At 69.6% G+C, this 16253-nt stretch carries 19 protein-coding genes; 14 read left to right on the plus strand and 5 right to left on the minus strand.

The features are described 5' to 3' along the window. Window positions 1–27 precede the first annotated feature (27 nt). Together Q9R13_RS14490 and Q9R13_RS14495 are read right to left on the minus strand one after the other, a co-directional pair. Window positions 28–471 (minus strand): nitroreductase family deazaflavin-dependent oxidoreductase, encoded by a 444-nt coding sequence (locus Q9R13_RS14490; protein ID WP_310961881.1) that lies wholly within the window; start codon window positions 469–471, stop codon window positions 28–30. A gap of 39 nt (window positions 472–510) precedes the next feature. Beyond that, window positions 511–2112 carry a DHA2 family efflux MFS transporter permease subunit gene (locus Q9R13_RS14495; RefSeq protein WP_310961882.1) on the minus strand — a complete coding sequence of 534 codons (1602 nt, stop codon included), beginning with the start codon at window positions 2110–2112 and terminating at the stop codon, window positions 511–513. Window positions 2113–2216: 104 nt separating this feature from the next. On the opposite strand from Q9R13_RS14495, the gene Q9R13_RS14500 reads away from it, so the two are divergent. The 5 genes from Q9R13_RS14500 (at window position 2217) to arr (ending at window position 5710) form a co-directional block, all read left to right on the plus strand. Continuing rightward, on the plus strand, window positions 2217–3152 hold the full coding sequence (locus Q9R13_RS14500) for a 1,4-dihydroxy-2-naphthoyl-CoA synthase (RefSeq protein WP_310961883.1): 936 nt from the start codon (window positions 2217–2219) through the stop codon (window positions 3150–3152). 280 nt (window positions 3153–3432) lie between these two features. Beyond that, window positions 3433–3975, plus strand: a complete 543-nt coding sequence (locus tag Q9R13_RS14505) for a type IV toxin-antitoxin system AbiEi family antitoxin domain-containing protein (RefSeq protein WP_310961884.1) — start codon at window positions 3433–3435, stop codon at window positions 3973–3975. Beyond that, a complete protein-coding gene (locus Q9R13_RS14510; RefSeq protein ID WP_310961885.1) occupies window positions 3972–4796 on the plus strand; it encodes a nucleotidyl transferase AbiEii/AbiGii toxin family protein in 825 nt (274 codons plus the stop codon). The genes Q9R13_RS14505 and Q9R13_RS14510 overlap by 4 nt, the downstream gene beginning before the upstream one ends. Window positions 4797–4818: 22 nt before the next feature. Further along, window positions 4819–4974: a hypothetical protein gene (locus Q9R13_RS14515; protein WP_310961886.1), complete on the plus strand. Its 156-nt coding sequence runs from the start codon at window positions 4819–4821 to the stop codon at window positions 4972–4974. Between the two features lie 292 nt (window positions 4975–5266). Beyond that, window positions 5267–5710, plus strand: coding sequence for an NAD(+)--rifampin ADP-ribosyltransferase (arr, locus tag Q9R13_RS14520; RefSeq protein ID WP_397218239.1), 444 nt, complete (start codon window positions 5267–5269; stop codon window positions 5708–5710). Window positions 5711–5800: 90 nt separating this feature from the next. On the opposite strand, the gene Q9R13_RS14525 is transcribed toward arr, so the two are convergent. Further along, window positions 5801–6103, minus strand: coding sequence for an ArsR/SmtB family transcription factor (locus tag Q9R13_RS14525; protein ID WP_310961888.1), 303 nt, complete (start codon window positions 6101–6103; stop codon window positions 5801–5803). Window positions 6104–6195: 92 nt separating this feature from the next. On the opposite strand from Q9R13_RS14525, the gene Q9R13_RS14530 reads away from it, so the two are divergent. From Q9R13_RS14530 to Q9R13_RS14555, 6 genes are read left to right on the plus strand one after another with little or no spacing between them, the layout of a single operon-like run. Next, on the plus strand, window positions 6196–7398 hold the full coding sequence (locus tag Q9R13_RS14530) for an MFS transporter (RefSeq protein ID WP_310961889.1): 1203 nt from the start codon (window positions 6196–6198) through the stop codon (window positions 7396–7398). Window positions 7399–7430: 32 nt separating this feature from the next. After that, window positions 7431–8126, plus strand: a complete 696-nt coding sequence (locus Q9R13_RS14535) for an NAD-dependent deacylase (protein WP_310965097.1) — start codon at window positions 7431–7433, stop codon at window positions 8124–8126. 47 nt (window positions 8127–8173) lie between these two features. Beyond that, the gene (locus tag Q9R13_RS14540; RefSeq protein ID WP_397218244.1) at window positions 8174–8938 is read left to right on the plus strand and encodes a VIT1/CCC1 transporter family protein; all 765 of its coding nucleotides are present in this window, start codon (window positions 8174–8176) and stop codon (window positions 8936–8938) included. Between the two features lie 54 nt (window positions 8939–8992). After that, a complete protein-coding gene (locus tag Q9R13_RS14545) occupies window positions 8993–10894 on the plus strand; it encodes a Re/Si-specific NAD(P)(+) transhydrogenase subunit alpha (protein WP_310961890.1) in 1902 nt (633 codons plus the stop codon). Window positions 10895–10937: 43 nt separating this feature from the next. Beyond that, the gene (locus tag Q9R13_RS14550) at window positions 10938–11279 is read left to right on the plus strand and encodes an NAD(P) transhydrogenase subunit alpha part 2 (RefSeq protein WP_310961891.1); all 342 of its coding nucleotides are present in this window, start codon (window positions 10938–10940) and stop codon (window positions 11277–11279) included. Then, the gene (locus Q9R13_RS14555; protein WP_310961892.1) at window positions 11279–12679 is read left to right on the plus strand and encodes an NAD(P)(+) transhydrogenase (Re/Si-specific) subunit beta; all 1401 of its coding nucleotides are present in this window, start codon (window positions 11279–11281) and stop codon (window positions 12677–12679) included. The genes Q9R13_RS14550 and Q9R13_RS14555 overlap by 1 nt, the downstream gene beginning before the upstream one ends. A 147-nt stretch (window positions 12680–12826) precedes the next feature. On the opposite strand, the gene Q9R13_RS14560 is transcribed toward Q9R13_RS14555, so the two are convergent. After that, window positions 12827–13804 carry a magnesium transporter CorA family protein gene (locus tag Q9R13_RS14560; RefSeq protein WP_310961893.1) on the minus strand — a complete coding sequence of 326 codons (978 nt, stop codon included), beginning with the start codon at window positions 13802–13804 and terminating at the stop codon, window positions 12827–12829. 14 nt (window positions 13805–13818) lie between these two features. After that, window positions 13819–14460, minus strand: coding sequence for a uracil phosphoribosyltransferase (upp, locus tag Q9R13_RS14565; RefSeq protein WP_310961894.1), 642 nt, complete (start codon window positions 14458–14460; stop codon window positions 13819–13821). A 71-nt stretch (window positions 14461–14531) separates the two neighbouring features. Between upp and Q9R13_RS14570 the strand changes: the two genes are divergently transcribed. From Q9R13_RS14570 to Q9R13_RS14580, 3 genes are read left to right on the plus strand one after another with little or no spacing between them, the layout of a single operon-like run. Further along, window positions 14532–15023 (plus strand): tRNA adenosine deaminase-associated protein, encoded by a 492-nt coding sequence (locus Q9R13_RS14570; RefSeq protein ID WP_310961895.1) that lies wholly within the window; start codon window positions 14532–14534, stop codon window positions 15021–15023. Beyond that, window positions 15020–15490 (plus strand): nucleoside deaminase, encoded by a 471-nt coding sequence (locus Q9R13_RS14575; RefSeq protein ID WP_397218249.1) that lies wholly within the window; start codon window positions 15020–15022, stop codon window positions 15488–15490. Before Q9R13_RS14570 ends, Q9R13_RS14575 begins: the two co-directional genes overlap by 4 nt. Before the next feature lie 22 nt (window positions 15491–15512). Then, complete coding sequence (locus Q9R13_RS14580) at window positions 15513–16244, plus strand: (Fe-S)-binding protein (protein ID WP_310961896.1); 732 nt, start codon at window positions 15513–15515, stop codon at window positions 16242–16244. The last annotated feature ends 9 nt before the right edge of the window (window positions 16245–16253 follow it).

A 16253-nucleotide genomic window follows, 5' to 3' on the forward strand; every position in this document is an offset into this window, starting at 1 on the left:
CCGGGCGGTGAGGGTCCGCGCGTCAGCTCACTCGACGGGCTCGAGCAGGAAGACCGGGATCTCGCGGTCGGTCTTCTGCTGGTACTCGCCGTAGGTCGGCCAGGTGGCGACCGCGTGCTGCCACCACTCCGCCCGCTCGTCGCCGGCGAGCGCGCGGGCGCGGTAGGTGCGGCGGACCGGGCCGTCCTGCAGCTCGACCTCGGGGTGCGCGATGAAGTTGGCATACCACGACGGGTTGTCCGGCGCCCCGCCCTTGGAGGCGATCGCGACGTACTTGCCGTCCTTCTCGACCCGCATCACCGGGTTCTTGCGGAGCTTGCCGGACGTGGCGCCGACCGAGGTGATCACCACGATCGGGTCGCCGGTGCGGGGCAGGGTGTTCGCCTCGGTGCCGCCGGAGGCCTCGAAGGCTGCGACCTGGTCGCGCACCCACTGCTGTGAACTCGGGACGTACTCACCTGTCAGTGCCATACCGGGACAACCGTGTGACGGCGCCAGTCATTCCGCGGGTCAGCCCACCACGACCGGCGGCTGCTCGTCGTCGAGATGGGCGGGCACGTCCTCCTGCCTGCGTGGGAGCAGCAGCGCCGGGACCAGGGTGAGCAGGACCAGGGCCCAGGCGACCCAGTACGTGTGGGCGAAGGCCGCCGCCGCGTCGTGCAGGCCGCGCTGCACCAGGTCCGCGGGGAGGTGCAGCAGCTTGAAGTCCTGCGGCCGGGTGTTGGACAGGATCGCCGCGGAGGTCTCCCGGAGCCCGCCCGGGCTCTGCGGGCTCTGGGTATGCGGGATGACGGGCGAGTGGTTGAGGTGGTTGGTGAGCAGCACCGACATGAGCGCGACGCCCACCGAGCTGGAGATCTGCTGGGAGATGTTGAGCAGCGTGGACCCGCGCGCCACCTCGTGCTCGCGCAGCGTGCGCAGCGCAGCGGTGAACAGCGGCATCATCGTGGCGCCCATCCCCAGGCCCATCACGAAGAGCATCAGGACCAGTTGCCAGTACGGCGTGTGGTCGGTGACCTGGGTCAGTCCGAACATGCCGATCACGATGCCGAGCAGGCCGATCGGGGTGATCCGGCCGATCGGGATCCGGTCCACGAGCCGGCCGGCGATCGGCATGGTGAGCATCGCGCCGAGCCCCTGCGGTGCGACCAGGAGGCCCGCGTGCAGGGTGCTCTCGCCACGGATCTGCTGGAAGTACGTCGGCACCAGCAGCAGGCCCCCGAAGAACGCCGCCGCGAACATGAACATCGTGATCAGCGAGACCGCGAGCTCACGGTGGCTGAGCAGCCGCAGGTCGAGCAGCGGGTGCGCGGGACGGAACGAGTGCCGCACGAAGGTGGCGATCAGGACGACACCGGCCAGCATCGGGGCCCAGACCTGCGGTGCGCCGAAGTCACCGTGATGGGTGGGCAGCGAGGAGACGCCGAAGAGGAAGAGCGCCAGGCCCGGCGACATCAGCGCCATACCGAGGAAGTCGAAGGTCTCCGACGGCTCCGGGGTGTCGGGGACCAGCGCGATGGAGGCGTAGATGATCGCCGCGATGCCGAGTGGCACATTGATGAGGAAGATCCAGTGCCAGCTGGCGATCTGGATCAGCCAGCCGCCGAGGATGGGGCCACAGATCGGGCCGAGCAGCATCGGCACGCCCAGGATCGCCATCAGCCGACCCATCCGCTTGGGTCCGGCGGCGCGGGTCAGGATCGTCATGCCCAGCGGCATCAGCATCCCGCCGCCCAGGCCTTGCAGCACCCGGAAGCCGATCAGCACGTTGATGCTCCATGCGGTCGCGCACAAGGCCGAGCCGAGCGTGAACAGCGCGATCGCGGTGATGTAGAGGCGCTTGGTGCCGAACCGGTCCGCAGCCCAGCCGGTCAGCGGGATGACCGTGGCCAGCGACAGGGTGTACGCGGTGACCGTCCATGCGACGTGCGAGTAGGCGAGCTCCTGGTTGCCGTGGCCGAAGACTGACTGGAACGTCGGCAGCGCGACGTTGACGACCGTGATGTCGAGGATCGACATGATCGCGCCGAGCACCACCACACCGGCGACCTTGAGCACAGCGCCGTCGATGTTCTCCGGGTAGTCCGTCCGGGGGGTGGTCTGGGTTGCCATCGCAGGGGTCCTTCCGAGCCGCACAGGTGCGTGGTCGACCCTAGTCGCCGAGCATCCGCGGTGCCCAAGACTTTTGTCACGTCGGCACGGATACGCTCCGCCCCATGAGCGCGATTGACGGAGTGTCCGAGATCTTCGACCCCGCCGACTGGGACGCCGTACCCGGCTTCGACGATCTCACCGACCTGACCTACCACCGTGCCCGTGCGCACGGGACCGTGCGGATCGCCTTCGACCGGCCCGACGTGCTCAACGCGTTCCGCCCGCACACCGTCGACGAGCTGCTGCGCGTGCTCGAGCATGCGCGCACTTCCGCCGACGTCGGCTGCGTGCTGCTGACCGGCAACGGGCCGAGCGCGAAGAACGGCAAGTGGGCGTTCTGCTCCGGAGGCGACCAGCGGATCCGCGGGAGGGCGGGGTATCAGTACGAGGAGGCCGAAGGGGCGACGGCCGGCGACGGTCCCATCACAGTGGACCGGGCACGCCTGGGTCGCTTGCACATCCTCGAGTGCCAGCGGCTGATCCGGTTCATGCCCAAGGTCGTGGTCTGTGTGGTGCCCGGGTGGACCGCCGGCGGCGGCCACAGCCTGCACGTGGTCTGCGACCTGACCATCGCCTCGGCCGAGCACGCGCACTTCAAGCAGACCGACGCCGATGTCGGGTCGTTCGACGGCGGCTTCGGGTCGGCGTACCTCGCCCGCCAGGTCGGGCAGAAGTTCGCCCGCGAGATCTTCTTCCTCGGACAGGAGTACTCCGCCGAGGACGGTGTCCGGATGGGCACGGTCAACAAGGCGGTGCCGCACGCAGAGTTGGAGAAGGTGGGCCTCGAGTGGGGCCGGCTGATCAACGGCAAGTCCCCGACCGCGCAGCGGATGCTGAAGTACTCGTTCAACCTGATCGACGACGGCCTGGTCGGCCAGCAGCTCTTCGCCGGCGAGACCACCCGCCTGGCCTACATGACCGACGAGGCCCAGGAGGGCCGCGACCAGTTCCTCGAGAAGCGCGAGCCGGACTGGTCGCCGTACCCCTGGTACTACTGATTCGGTGCGTTTGCGCAGGTCAGAGGCCTGTTAGGGCCTCGTGCGTGGCAGATGCGTGGCAAGAATCGCGATCGATGGCACGGTCTGCCTGGACTTGTGCGGTTCAGCACGACTGTGTAGCGGATTTCTGGCGGGTGGTCGACTTCCTCTTGGAGCACGAGCCCGCTGTCGTTCATCAGGTCTACGGACACCGAACGGGTATCGGCGCCGGCCGTCGGAAGTGGTGGAGGCGCCAAGGCTAGGGGTGTCACAACACTACCGTTTTCGGTATAGTTGTGACATGGCCGCCGAAGCGAAGTATCGGGACATCGTGCGCGAGATCGCGCTCGATCAGTACGGCTACGTCACGACCAAGCAGGCGGTAGAGGCAGGGGTGCCGGCGGTCGAGCTTCCGAAGCTCGCCGCAAGAGGCGGCCTGGAGAACGTCGCCTACGGCCTGTACCGGCTGGCAGACGGACCCGCCGGGCCCTTCGTCCAGTTCGCCGAGGCGCTGATGCGTGCGGGCGATGGGTCGTACCTCCATGGCGACTCGGTGCTCGCGTTGTTCGAACTCGCCGACGTGAATCCGCGGCGGATCAGAGTCGCGGTCAGGAGGCGCACCCGGCCGAAGTTGCCGCCGTTCATCGAGCTGACGTTGGTCAAGGACGATGTCGTCACGACGCTGTACGAAGGTCTGAGGTCGCAGCGCGTCGCTGATGCGATCCTCGAATGCCGTGGGCGCATTGAGCGGAGCCGCCTATTGGGTGCGACCGAGGAAGCGCGGAAGGAGGGCTTGTTGACACGCAGGGAGTGGCAGCGAGTCAGGAAGGAACTGCGGTCGTGAACTACGACAGCAGGCCGACCAGTGTCCGGTCGATGGAGCAGCGCATCCGCAACCTCGAAGGCGGCGAGCAGCTCGCCATCCGGAGACGGGTCGGTATGGCGTTAGTCGTCGTTGGTCAGATGCTTCCCGAGGGCGCCATCAAGGGTGGCAGTGCGATGGCGCTGCGCTATGGCCGCGGGACGCGGTTCACCCAGGATCTTGATGTGGCCCGGGTCCAGCCGCTCGCCAAGTTCCGTAACGACTTCGAGGATTCCTTGGCCGCCGGCTGGGCCGGATTCACGGGACGGCTCGTCGAGAAGGCTGCGCCGCGTCCGACAGGCGTCCCTACGGCGTACGTCATGCAGCCGTTCGACGTGAAGCTCGACTACCGCGGTCAGCCGTGGTGCACGGTGAGGTTCGAGCTCGGGCACAACGAGATCGGTGACGCCGACGAGCCGGAATACCAACTCGCGGAGAGCCTCGTCCAGCTGTTCACCGAGATCGGGCTGGCAGCACCCAAGCCGGTGCGGGTGATGCGCGCGGACCATCAGGTCGCCCAGAAACTCCATGCTTTGTCCGAGTCGGGCAGCGACCGGGTGCGCGACCTCGTGGATCTTCAACTGCTTGATAAGGGCGAGGCTCTCGACAGGGCGCAGGTCAAGGCCACCTGCCTTCGGCTCTTCGAATACAGGCGTCGACAGGCATGGCCGCCAACAATCTCCGCAGGCTCCGGTTGGGCCACGTCGTACCAGGCTGCGGTTGAGGACGTTGATGTCATCGAAGACGTCGGCGCCGCTGTCGCCTGGGTCAACGGCTTCATTGGACAGATCGCCGATGCCTGACGGTCGGGATACGGCTGCTGACGTGGACGCAACCGAGAAGGAGTTCCTTCGGCTCGCTATGGCGTTGCCGCCGCGCGAGCGCTGGAACCTCGGCATGCGCCTCCTCGAGTCCCTGGAGGTCAAGGACGCGGGTTCGGGGCAAGCCATCGACGAGCCCAGTGCAGGCCGGCCGGAGTAGGTGCTGAAGACGGCGCGATGCGTGGCAAAAACGTGGCAGCAGAGTCGTCGGCGACCGTCCGCGATCAACGCCCGCCAACGCGTTTGCGCAGGTCAGCGGCACATTGCCGTCAATGACCACCGACAGCCACTGAGCGTGCCGCGCTTCCCCTGGTACTACTGATCTGGCGCAGTTGCGCAGGTCAGAGCGTTGCGGATACCGCCAGTCCGCACAGAGATGCACCTTCAGGATAGGGCTCGGGTGGGGACTTGCGGCAAGGCCCGGGTCGTGCGGCAGACTCGCGCGTCCAACCATGGAGGCGGAAAGGTATGGGGTGTCCACACCGCTCGACGAAGGCCCCTTCTTTCACGGCACGATCGCGGATCTGAGCGTGGGTGAGTTCCTCACGGCGGGCCACCCGTCGAACTACCGCTCCAAAGTCGTGATGAATCACATCTACTTCACCGCTCTGATCGACGGAGCTGGCCTCGCTGCGGAGATCGCTGCAGAACTGGCAAAGGATGACCCCACCCCGAGGGTGTACGCAGTCGAGCCGACCGGTGCGTTCGAGAACGACCCAAACGTGACCGACAAGAAGTTCCCCGGTAATCCGACTCGGTCGTATCGAAGTAGTTCCCCACTGCGGATCGTTGGCGAAATCACCGAGTGGACGCGACTGACACCCGCACAGCTGCAGACATGGCGGGAGCGACTTTCGGTGCTTCTCTCAAGCGAGCGTGGCGAGATCATCAACTAAGGGCGCGTGAAGCGAAGTTCGCAATGAACTGGCTGCCCAGGCGCTCCTCAGCATGTCGAGCGGGAACCCGGGAGTCTCGAGCCAGCCCGGTCAGCCGGCCGCGGCGGAGACCACTGAGGTGAGCAGACCCGGGAACGCGGCGTCCAGGTCCTCGGCGCGCAGTCGCTGGACGGTGTGACCGTCGACGACACGCGTCTCGATGACCCCGGCCTCGCGGAGCACCTTGAAGTGGTGGCTCGCGGTCGACTTGCTGATCCCGTCGTAGAGCAGCCGGCACGCGATCGGGACATCGGCACCGCTGAGTCGGCGTACGACCTCGAGCCGGACGGGGTCGGCGAGCGCCGCCAGCACCTCCTGCAGCGAACCGACCGGAGCGGTGGTGTCCGCTGTCACGGTTCCTCCCCTGGGAATAAGTTCGATGTACATCGAACTTGTGCGTATCGTCGGTGTTCGATCGATATCGAACTTAGCATGAGGAGCACACCATGAGCACGCTCACCGCCGGGACCCGAATCCGCGCCCCTCGAGTGCCCGCCTACCCCCTGGTGGTGATGCTGCTCGCGGTGGCGCTCGGCGTGTCCGGCGCGCCTGCGCCGCTCTACGGCATCTACGCCCGGGAGTGGCACCTCGCTCCGATCACCACCACGGTGGTCTTCGCGGTGTACGCCGTCGGCGCGCTCGCCGCGGTCCTCGTCGCGGGGGTGCTATCGGACCGGCTGGGACGCAAGCCACTGCTCCTCGGCGCGGTGCTCGCGATGGCGGCAGGGCTCGTCGTCTTCATGACCGCCCATGGGGTCGCGGCCCTGGTGGTGGCACGGGCGCTGCACGGCATCGCGGTCGGCACGGCCGTGGTCGTCGGTGGCGCTGCGCTGCTCGATCTTCGCCCCGAGCACGGCGCGCGCAGCGGGCAGCTCACCGGCATCACCTTCAACATCGGGATGGCGATCACGATCCTCGGCGCAGCCCTGCTGGCGCAGTACGTCCCCGACCCGCTGGTCACGCCGTACGCCGCCGTGGGGCTGGTCGTGCTCGTGATGCTGCTGGCGCTGCTCGGCCTGCCCGAGACGCACCAGAACCGTTCGACCGCTCCGGTGCGGATCGCGCGGCCCGCCGTGCCCGACCACATCCGCGCGGACTTCCGGTTCGCGGTGCTCGGGGTGATGGCGTCGTGGGCCGTGCTCGGTGTCTACCTCTCCCTCTTCCCGGCCTTCGCGGGGGTGTCGACCCACATCCACAGCCTCGTCTTCGGCGGGATCGTGGTCGCCGCGATGGCCGGAGCCGCCGCCGTCAGCCAGGCGGTCGGCGGCGGGTTGGTGCCTCGCCACGCCGCCGTCATCGGCGATCTCGGTACGGCGGCTGCGCTCCTCTTCGGGCTGGTCGCGCTGCACACCCACCACGCCACGGCGGTGCTACTCGCCGCAGTGCTGATGGGCCTGATGTTCGGCCTTGCCTTCGGTGGCTCGTTGCGGCACCTCGGCGGAGTCGTGCCGGCGGACCGGCGTGGCGAGGTGATGTCGGCGTACTACCTGCTCGCCTACGGCGCGATGGCGGTGCCGACGGTCCTCGCGGGTTGGGCGGCGACCACATGGGGCCTGGCGGCGGTGTTCCCGTGGTTCACCCTGGCCGTCGCGCTCGCGTGCGTGGCCGCCGGCCTGCTCGGCATGCTGGCACCCCGACGGGCCGTGTGACCTGACCCACTAGCCTGCACTGCGTGGCAGGCATGGTCGTGGTCCTTACCGGCGCCGGAATCTCTGCGGAGTCCGGGCTGGCCACCTTCCGCGGACCCGACGGACTGTGGGAGGGGCACCGGCCCGAGGACGTCGCGACCCCCGAGGCGTTCCTCTCCGCGCCGGAGCTGGTGCAGCGGTTCTACGACGACCGCCGCGCCGCGCTCGCGACCGTCGAGCCGAATGCCGCCCACCGCGCGCTCGCTCGCCTCGAGCACGCGCTCGGGGACGCCTTCCTGCTGGTGACCCAGAACATCGACGACCTGCACGAGCGCGCGGGGTCGCGGCGGGTGCTGCACATGCACGGCCGGCTCAAGGCGGCCCGCTGCACCGAGTGCGGAGAGTCGACCCACTGGGACGGGACCCTCGTCGACGAGCCGCCGTGTCCGTTCTGCTCCCAGCGCGCGCTGCGTCCCGACGTGGTCTGGTTCGGCGAGATCCCCTATGGGCTGAGCGAGATCGACGTGGCACTGCGGCGGGTCAGGGTCTTCGTCTCGATCGGTACGTCGGGCAACGTCTACCCGGCAGCGGGGTTCGCCTCGTTCGCCCGAGCCGTGGGCGCGCGGACGGTGGAGCTGAACCTCGAGCCGAGCCTCGGGATCGACGACTTCGTCGAACACCAGCACGGGCCTGCCACCCAGGTGGTGCCGGCGTGGGTCGACGGCTTCCTTGCGGAGCGCGAAGCCTAGCCTCGCCTTCGTTGCGCGCGCGCCCGCGCCGTGGATGAATTCCTTGTATGGAGAGTGCGGACGTGACCGACGAGCACGGCCTCGAATCCGGTGACATCGGCCCTCACGACGAGGAGCCGCACGACGTCGACCTGCGCAGCCGGCTGAACTGGCTGCGCGCCGCCGTACTCGGTGCCAACGACGGCATCGTCTCGGTGGCCGGTCTCGTGATGGGGGTCGCGGCCGCGACGTCGCACAGTCACACGATCCTCGTCGCCGGACTGGCCGGCCTCTTCGCCGGCGCGCTGAGCATGGCCGCCGGCGAGTACGTCTCGGTGAGCACCCAGCGGGACACCGAGCTGGCCCTGCTCGCCAAGGAGGCTGCCGAGCTCGCCGAGGATCCCGAGGAGGAGCTCGCCGAGCTGGCGTCCATCTATCAGGACAAAGGTCTCAGCGCGCGCCTCGCGCTCGAGGTCGCTCGGGAGCTGACCTCCCATGACCCCCTCGCCGCCCACGCTGACGCCGAGCTCGGCATCGATCCCGAGGACCTGACCAACCCCTGGCACGCGGCGTGGGCCTCCATGGTGGCGTTCACGGTGGGCGCGGTACTGCCGCTGCTGGTGATCACGCTGGCGCCGAGCGCCGTCCGGATCGCTGCGACCGCGGTCGCGGTGGTGCTGGCGCTCGTCCTGACCGGCTGGTTGTCCGCGTGGGCGGGTGATGCGCCGCGGCTCCGCGCCATCGTGCGCAACGTGGCCGGTGGAGCCCTCGCGATGGCCGTCACCTACCTGATCGGGTCCATCGTCGGAGGGTCCGCCGGCTCCGCCACGTGAGACGCGGGTCTCAATCTGCGGATGGGCGACCTCCGAGCCCGATAGGTTGCACGGGTGAGGATCGCAGTGGCAAAGGAGACCCGCGACGGCGAGAGCCGAGTCGCGATGGTCCCGGAACTGGTCGAGAAGCTGACCGGGCTGGGCTATGACGTGCTCGTCGAGCCCGGCGCCGGTGACGGTGCGGAGTTCTTCGACGACGACTATGAGGCGGTCGGCGCGACGGTCGCCGCCGACGCGGTCGCCACCGCGGACGTGGTCGTCTCTGTTGCGCCGCTGGACCCCGAGCGGGTGCGCGAGCTGCGCGAGGGGACCACGACCATCTCCTTCCTGCCGGTCAACCAGTCGCACGACCTGGTGGCCGACCTGCGGGATGGAGCGGTGACGTCGTTCGCAATGGAGCTGGTGCCCCGGATCTCGCGGGCGCAGTCCATGGATGCGCTGTCCTCGCAGGCCCTGGTCGCCGGCTACCGCTGCGCGATCGTCGCGGCCGGGATGCTGCGACGGTTCTTCCCGTTGAACATGACCGCGGCCGGCACCGTTCAGCCGGCCGAGGTCGTCGTTCTGGGCGCCGGCGTCGCCGGACTGCAGGCGATCGCGACGGCCAAGCGCCTCGGCGCGGTCGTCCGGGCCTACGACGTCCGCGCGGCCGCCGCCGAGGAGATCCGCTCGATGGGCGCGAAGTCGATCGACCTGGAGCTGGAGACCCTCGAGGGCTCCGGTGGCTATGCACGCGAGATGACCGAGGACCGGGCCGCCCGGCAGCGTGAGCTGCTGACGCCGTACATCGCAGCGGCCGACGCACTGATCACCACGGCCGCAGTGCCCGGACGCGAGGCGCCGATGCTGGTCACCCGTGAGATGGTCGAGCAGATGAAGCCCGGGTCGGTGGTGGTCGACCTCGCGGCCGAGAGCGGCGGCAACGTTGAGGGCTCGGCCCCCGGCGAGATCGTCCGGATCGGGCACGCACAGGTCTGGGGTGGCGCGAACGTGCCCGCCCAGATGCCGGTTCCCGCGTCGCGGCTCTACGCGCAGAACGTCGTCAACCTGGTCACCCTGATGACCGCCACGGGCGAGGACGTCGAGCCAGGCCAGTTCGCGCCGGACTTCGAGGACGAGATCGTCCAGGGTGCTTGCGTCACCCATGAGGGCCGGATCCTGCACAAGCCGACCCGTGAGGCGATCGACGGCCCGGACCCCGAGCCGGAGCCTGAGCCCGAACCCGAGCCAGCGCCGGTGGCCGAGGTGGGCGCGGCTGCCGCGGGTGCCGCAGTCACGTACGACGCCCCCGCCGACCCGGTCGAGCCCGCGCCGGCACCGATGCCGACCCTGATGAGTGATGACCCGGAGACGGCGCCGCTGGAGCCCAACGAGGAGCCGCAGAGCTACCTCGACGAGCCCGAGTTCGAGCCCGAGCAGGAATGGGCCGCGGAGACCGGCGCCGATGGTCCGGTCCCGCTCGCCGAGGAGGCCGACGAGGCGCCCGCCCCGCGGATGCCGCCCCCGCCACCGCCGCCGCATGCGGCTGCACCGCCGGCCGCCGAGGCAGTGCCCGAGCTCGAGAGCGAGCCCGAGCCTGCTCCGGTGGCCGCGCCTGAGGAAGAGCCGGAGGACGCGACCCCGGAGGTGGCGTCCGAGGCTGCGCCCGCCGAGGCACCTGCGACCGAGTCCGAGCCAGTCGCTGAGCCCGAGACAGTCGCTGTGCCCGAGGCCCAGCCTGAGGCTGAGCCCGAGGCTGAGGCCGATGCAGCGCCCGAGGCAGATGCAGCGCCTGTGACCGAGCCTCAGGAAACGGCCGGGGCTGAGGAGGCCGAGGGTGACGACTCGGAGTCCGAGCACACCGACCCGTCGCCGGACGCTCCCGCCGTACCGCAGCAACCGGACGACTCGGTGTCCGATCCCGCCCAGACCGAGCTCCAGCTCGACCTTCCCCTGAACCCGGAGGCCGACCAGTCATGACCCACCACCAGCCTGCCCGCCGTACCCACGAGGGGAGCACGCCGTGAGTGTCGCCGTCGTCTGGCTGACGATCTTCGTGCTCAGCGTGTTCGTCGGCATCGAGGTGATCTCGAAGGTGTCCTCGACGCTGCACACGCCGCTGATGTCCGGCGCCAACGCGATCCACGGCATCATCCTGCTCGGCGCGATCCTCGTCACCGGGAGCACCGACAACACCGCTGCGGTGATCGTCGGGGTGATCGCCATCGTGCTCGCCTCGGTGAACATGGTCGGCGGCTTCGTGGTCACCGACCGGATGCTGCAGATGTTCACCCAACGCAAGAAGCCGGCCGCGAAGCCTGCGTCGAACGACAGCGCGGCGGGCTCCAAGGGGGCGAGCGCCTGATGCTGCCCACCTGGGTCCAACTCGTCTACCTCGCCTGCGCGGTCTGCTTCATCCTTGCGCTCAAGGGTCTTTCCGGACCGAAGACCGCGCGCAACGGCAACCTGGTCGGCGCCGTCGCTGCTGTGGTGGCGGTGATCACCCCGTTCGTGGTGAAGAACCCCGCTACCGGTGAGCACCTGCACCACGTCCCGCTCATCGTCGCCGCGATCGTGGTCGGCACCATCGGCGGCGTCTATGGCGCCCAGAAGGTGCAGATGACGCAGATGCCGCAGATGGTGGCGCTGTTCAACGGCGTCGGCGGTGGCGCGGCAGCACTCGTCGCCCTGCTCGAGCTGCATGAGCACCTGGCCGCCCATGAGAGCGAGAACTGGTTCGTGTGGGCGGCGACGGCCTTCACGATCGTCGTCGGCGCGGTCTCGTTCGCCGGCTCCGCGGTCACCTTCGCGAAGCTGCAGGAGCTGATGACCTCGCGGCCGGTCACCTTCCCCGGCCTGCGCTATCTCTTCGCGATCACGCTGGCCGCCGCGGTGGTGCTGTCGGTGCGGCTGGTCATCGTCCAATCCATGTGGCTCGGCATCGTGCTCGGGCTGATCGGCCTGCTCTTCGGCCTGCTGCTGGTCCTGCCGGTCGGCGGTGCCGACGTACCCATCGTCATCTCACTGCTCAACGCGTTCACCGGTCTGACCGTGGCCGCGGGCGGCTACGTGCTGTCCAACACCGTGCTCCTCGTCGGCGGCACCCTGGTCGGCGCGTCCGGAACCTTCCTGACCCTGCTGATGGCCAACGCGATGGGCCGCTCGGTCACCAACATCCTGTTCGGGGCGCTCAAGGGCGGCTCGACGCTGGGTGGCGGCGAGGCCTCGGACCGGCCGGTGAAGTCGCTGCAGCCGGCCGACGCGGCGATCCTGCTCGGGTACGCCGAGCGGGTCATCATCGTCCCCGGCTACGGGCTCGCGGTCGCGCAGGCGCAGCACTCGCTGCGTGAGCTGGTCGACGTGCTCGGCGAGCGCGGCACCACGGTCGACTATGCGATCCACCCGGTCGCGGGCCGGATGCCCGGACACATGAACGTGCTGCTCGCCGAGGCCCAGGTGCCCTACGAGCAGCTCAAGGAGATGGACGACATCAACGGCGACTTCAAGGACGCCGACGTGGTGCTCGTCGTGGGTGCCAACGACGTGGTCAACCCGGCTGCGAAGACGACCCCGGGCGCCCCGATCTACGGCATGCCGATCCTGCACGCCGACGAGGCGAAGAACATCATCTTCATGAAGCGCTCCATGCGTCCCGGGTTCGCCGGCATCGAGAACGAGCTGCTCTTCGACGAGAAGACCCAGCTGCTCTTCGGCGACGCGAAGGACACGATGGGCAAGCTCCTCAACGCGGTCAAGGCGCTGTAGCGCGGCGGTACGACGTACGCCGGCGGCCGCTCCGTCATCGCGGCCTTCTCCGCGCGCGACGGGTTCACCCAGGAAGGTCCCTCTTCACACATCGACTCTCGTGTGGGAAGAGGGACTTTGGGTTCCTAACCTGGGAAAGGTCGGGCGTCACCACCACCCCTGGCGGCGGGCCCAGCGCAGCAGCTGGGCGCTCATCAAGAGCATCACCAGCAGCACCAGGGCGAGCTCGAGGTGCTGGTGGGGACCGAGGATGTTCATCCCGTAGATCGACGCGATCGCGGTGATCGGCAGGGTGACTGCGGCGATCACCGCGAGCCGCTCCATCGCCACGGTCATCTTGGTGTTGACCTTGGTCTGATAGAGGTCGATCACGCCGAACAGGAACTGGCTCTCGCCGTCGGCGAGGGAGCGCACCCGGTCGAGCTGGTCGGCGAGGTCGTCCACGAGCTCGCGGTCCGAGTCGGCCAGTCCTCGACCCAGGTGGTGCAGGCGGGCCACCACGTCATGGCACTGCGCGGCCATCGTGCGGGCGGTGGTCAGCTCGTGCCGGATCAGGAACAGCTGCTCGAGGAGCTGCTCGGGGTCGCGCAGCCGGGAGGTCATCACCTCCTGCTCGAGACCGGGCAGCTTCTCGGCGACGTCCCCGACCAGGGCGCGCTGCCGACGCGCGCCGGCGGAGCCGATCGCATAGGCCAGCCGCATCGGCGAGGTCGCATGCAGCCGGCCGTCGTCGATGCGCCGCGCCGCCAGCTCGGTCTCGGTCATGGCCTGGGCAGGGTCGACGACCGGGTTGATCGGACCGTGCACGGTGACAAGGAAGTCCGGGCCGATCAGCTGGTCGAGCTCGAGCAGGTGGACGTGACCGGCCGGGCCCAGCAGCGGCGTGTGCTGGACCAGGAAGAAGGCGTCGCCGTACCCGTGCACGGTGGGCACGTGGTTGCGTCGGAGGCACGCCTCGATCACCAGCGGGTGCGCACCGAAGCCGTCGCGCAGCAGCTCGGCGACGCCGTCCTCGGTTGCTGAGGCATCGACCCACACGAGTCCGTCCGTGCGTGCGCGCAGCGACGCGACCGCCTCGACCGGGTGCGCCGTCATGCCGTCCGGCGTGACGAAGCGGACCTCCATGGCCTCAGACTGGACTACTGGGCCAGCCCGTACAACCGGTCGCCGGCGTCGCCGAGACCGGGGACGATGTAGCCGCGCTCGTTGAGCCGCTCGTCCATGGCCGCGACCACGATCGTCACCGGTACGTCGAGTCCCGTCAGCCCGGCCTCCACGTTCGCCACGCCCTCGGGTGCGGCCAGCAGGCAGATCGCGGTGATGTGGTCGGCGCCGCGGTCGGTGAGGAAGCGGATCGCCGCGGCCAGGGTGCCGCCGGTGGCCAGCATCGGGTCGAGGACGTAGCACTGGCGTCCGGACAGGTCGGCCGGCAGTCGCTCGGCGTACGTCGAGGCCTCCAGCGTCTCCTCGTTGCGCACCATCCCGAGGAACCCGACCTCCGCGGTCGGCAGCAGCCGCATCATCCCCTCGAGCATGCCCAGGCCGGCCCGCAGGATCGGCACCACGAGAGGCCGGGGGCGCGACAGGGTGATCCCCTCGGTCCGCGCGACCGGGGTCTCCACCGTGGTGGTCTCGGTGCGCACGTCGCGGGTGGCCTCGTAGGCCAGCAGCGTGACCAGCTCGTCGGTGAGCCGGCGGAACTCGGGCGACGCCGTGCCGCTGTCGCGCAGGGTGGTGAGCTTGTGGGCCACCAGCGGGTGGTCGACGGCATGAACGCGCATACGCAGAACCGTAGGCCATCAGCTGCTCCCGGCCAGTGGTGCGGGCTGGCCGGGTCTGCCACCATCGATCCATGCCCGAGATCACGGATGCGGAGGCCGGCCAGGTCGACCTGGCGCTGGCGGCGTACCTCGAGGAGGGCGAGTGGTACGTCCAGGAGCTCGCCCCGGGTGCCGCGGACTCCGTGGAGACGATCGCGCGCGAGCTGCGTCGCTATCCGGGGGAGACCGGTGCGCTGGCGCTGGTCTCGGTCGACGAGGACTTCCTGCTGGTGGTCCGCTCGACGGGCGGGCAGGTGCGGGTGCTGCTCTCGGATGCGAGCGCCGCGACCGACTGGCCGCTGGCTCGCAGCGCGGTGGACCATCTGGGCCTGCACGTCGAGGACGACGACGAGGAGGTGCCCGCCGGGGACCTGGCGATCGTCGCGGACATGGGCATGCCCGCGGCCGACCTCGGCGCGCTGTTGGACGACCTGGACCTCTACCCCGACGAGATCCTCAGCGAGCTGGCCGCCCGGTTGGGCTTCGGGGACCGCTTCGACGAGCTCGCAGGGTTGGCCGAATGACCGCTGGGACGACCGCCGGCCGGTGGGAGGAGCCGATGCGGCTCGCCCTGGCCGAGGCCGCGCGCGCCCTGCCCGCCGGGGACGTGCCGATCGGAGCGGTGGTGCTCGGCCCGTCCGGAGAGGTCGTCGGGAGCGGGCACAACATCCGCGAGCGGGACGGCGACCCGACCGGCCACGCGGAGCTGGTCGCGCTCCGGGAGGCGGCCGCGGCACGGGGGGAGTGGCGACTGGCCGGGTGCACCCTCGTCGTGACGCTCGAGCCCTGCACCATGTGTGCCGGCGCCACCGTGCTGTCGCGCGTCGACCGGCTGGTCTTCGGTGCCTACGACGAGAAGGCGGGCGCGGTCGGGAGCCTCTGGGACGTCGTCCGCGATCGCCGGCTCAACCACCGCCCGGAGGTGGTCGCCGGGGTGCTCGCAGACGAGTCGACCACGCTGATCGAGGACTTCTTCGCCGGTCATCGGTAGCCCCCGGTCTACGGTGAGTGCCATGCGGGTCGCGCTGATGGTCACATGCGTCAACGACGCGATGTTCCCCGAGACCGGGAAGGCCGTAGTGACGCTGCTACGCCGTCTCGGCGTCGACGTGGAGTTCCCCGCCGGGCAGACCTGCTGCGGTCAGCCGATGGTGAACACGGGCTATCTCGACGAGGCGGTTCCGGCGGTGCGCGCCTTCACCGCGGCGTTCGCCGAGTACGACGCGATCGTGGCGCCGTCCGGCTCCTGCGCGGGCTCGGCCCGGCACCAGCACGCCCTCGTCGCGCGGCGATCGGGCGACCGGACCCTGGAGGAGGCGGTGGCGGGCACGTCGCCGAAGGTCCACGAGCTGAGCGAGTTCCTCGTCGACGTGCTCGGCGCGACCGACGTGGGCGCCTACTTCCCGCACCGGGTGACCTACCACCCGACCTGCCATTCGCTGCGGATGCTCGGGGTCGGCGATCGCCCGCGGCGGCTGCTGGAGCAGGTCCGTGGCCTGGAGCTGGTGGACCTGACCAGTGCCGACGAGTGCTGCGGCTTCGGCGGTACCTTCGCGATGAAGAACGCCGACACGTCGGTGGCGATGGGCTCGGACAAGGCCCGGCACGTCCGCGACACCGGGGCCGAGGTGCTGGTCGCCGGTGACAACTCCTGCCTGATGCACATCGGCGGGCTGCTCTCGCGACAGCGTTCGGGGGTGCGGGTCATGCATCTCGCCGAGGTCCTCGCGGGGACCGAGCGGTGAGCGCGACCT

This window comes from Nocardioides marmorisolisilvae (genome assembly GCF_031656915.1).
In the GTDB taxonomy this organism is placed as follows: Bacteria; Actinomycetota; Actinomycetes; order Propionibacteriales; family Nocardioidaceae; genus Marmoricola; species Marmoricola terrisoli.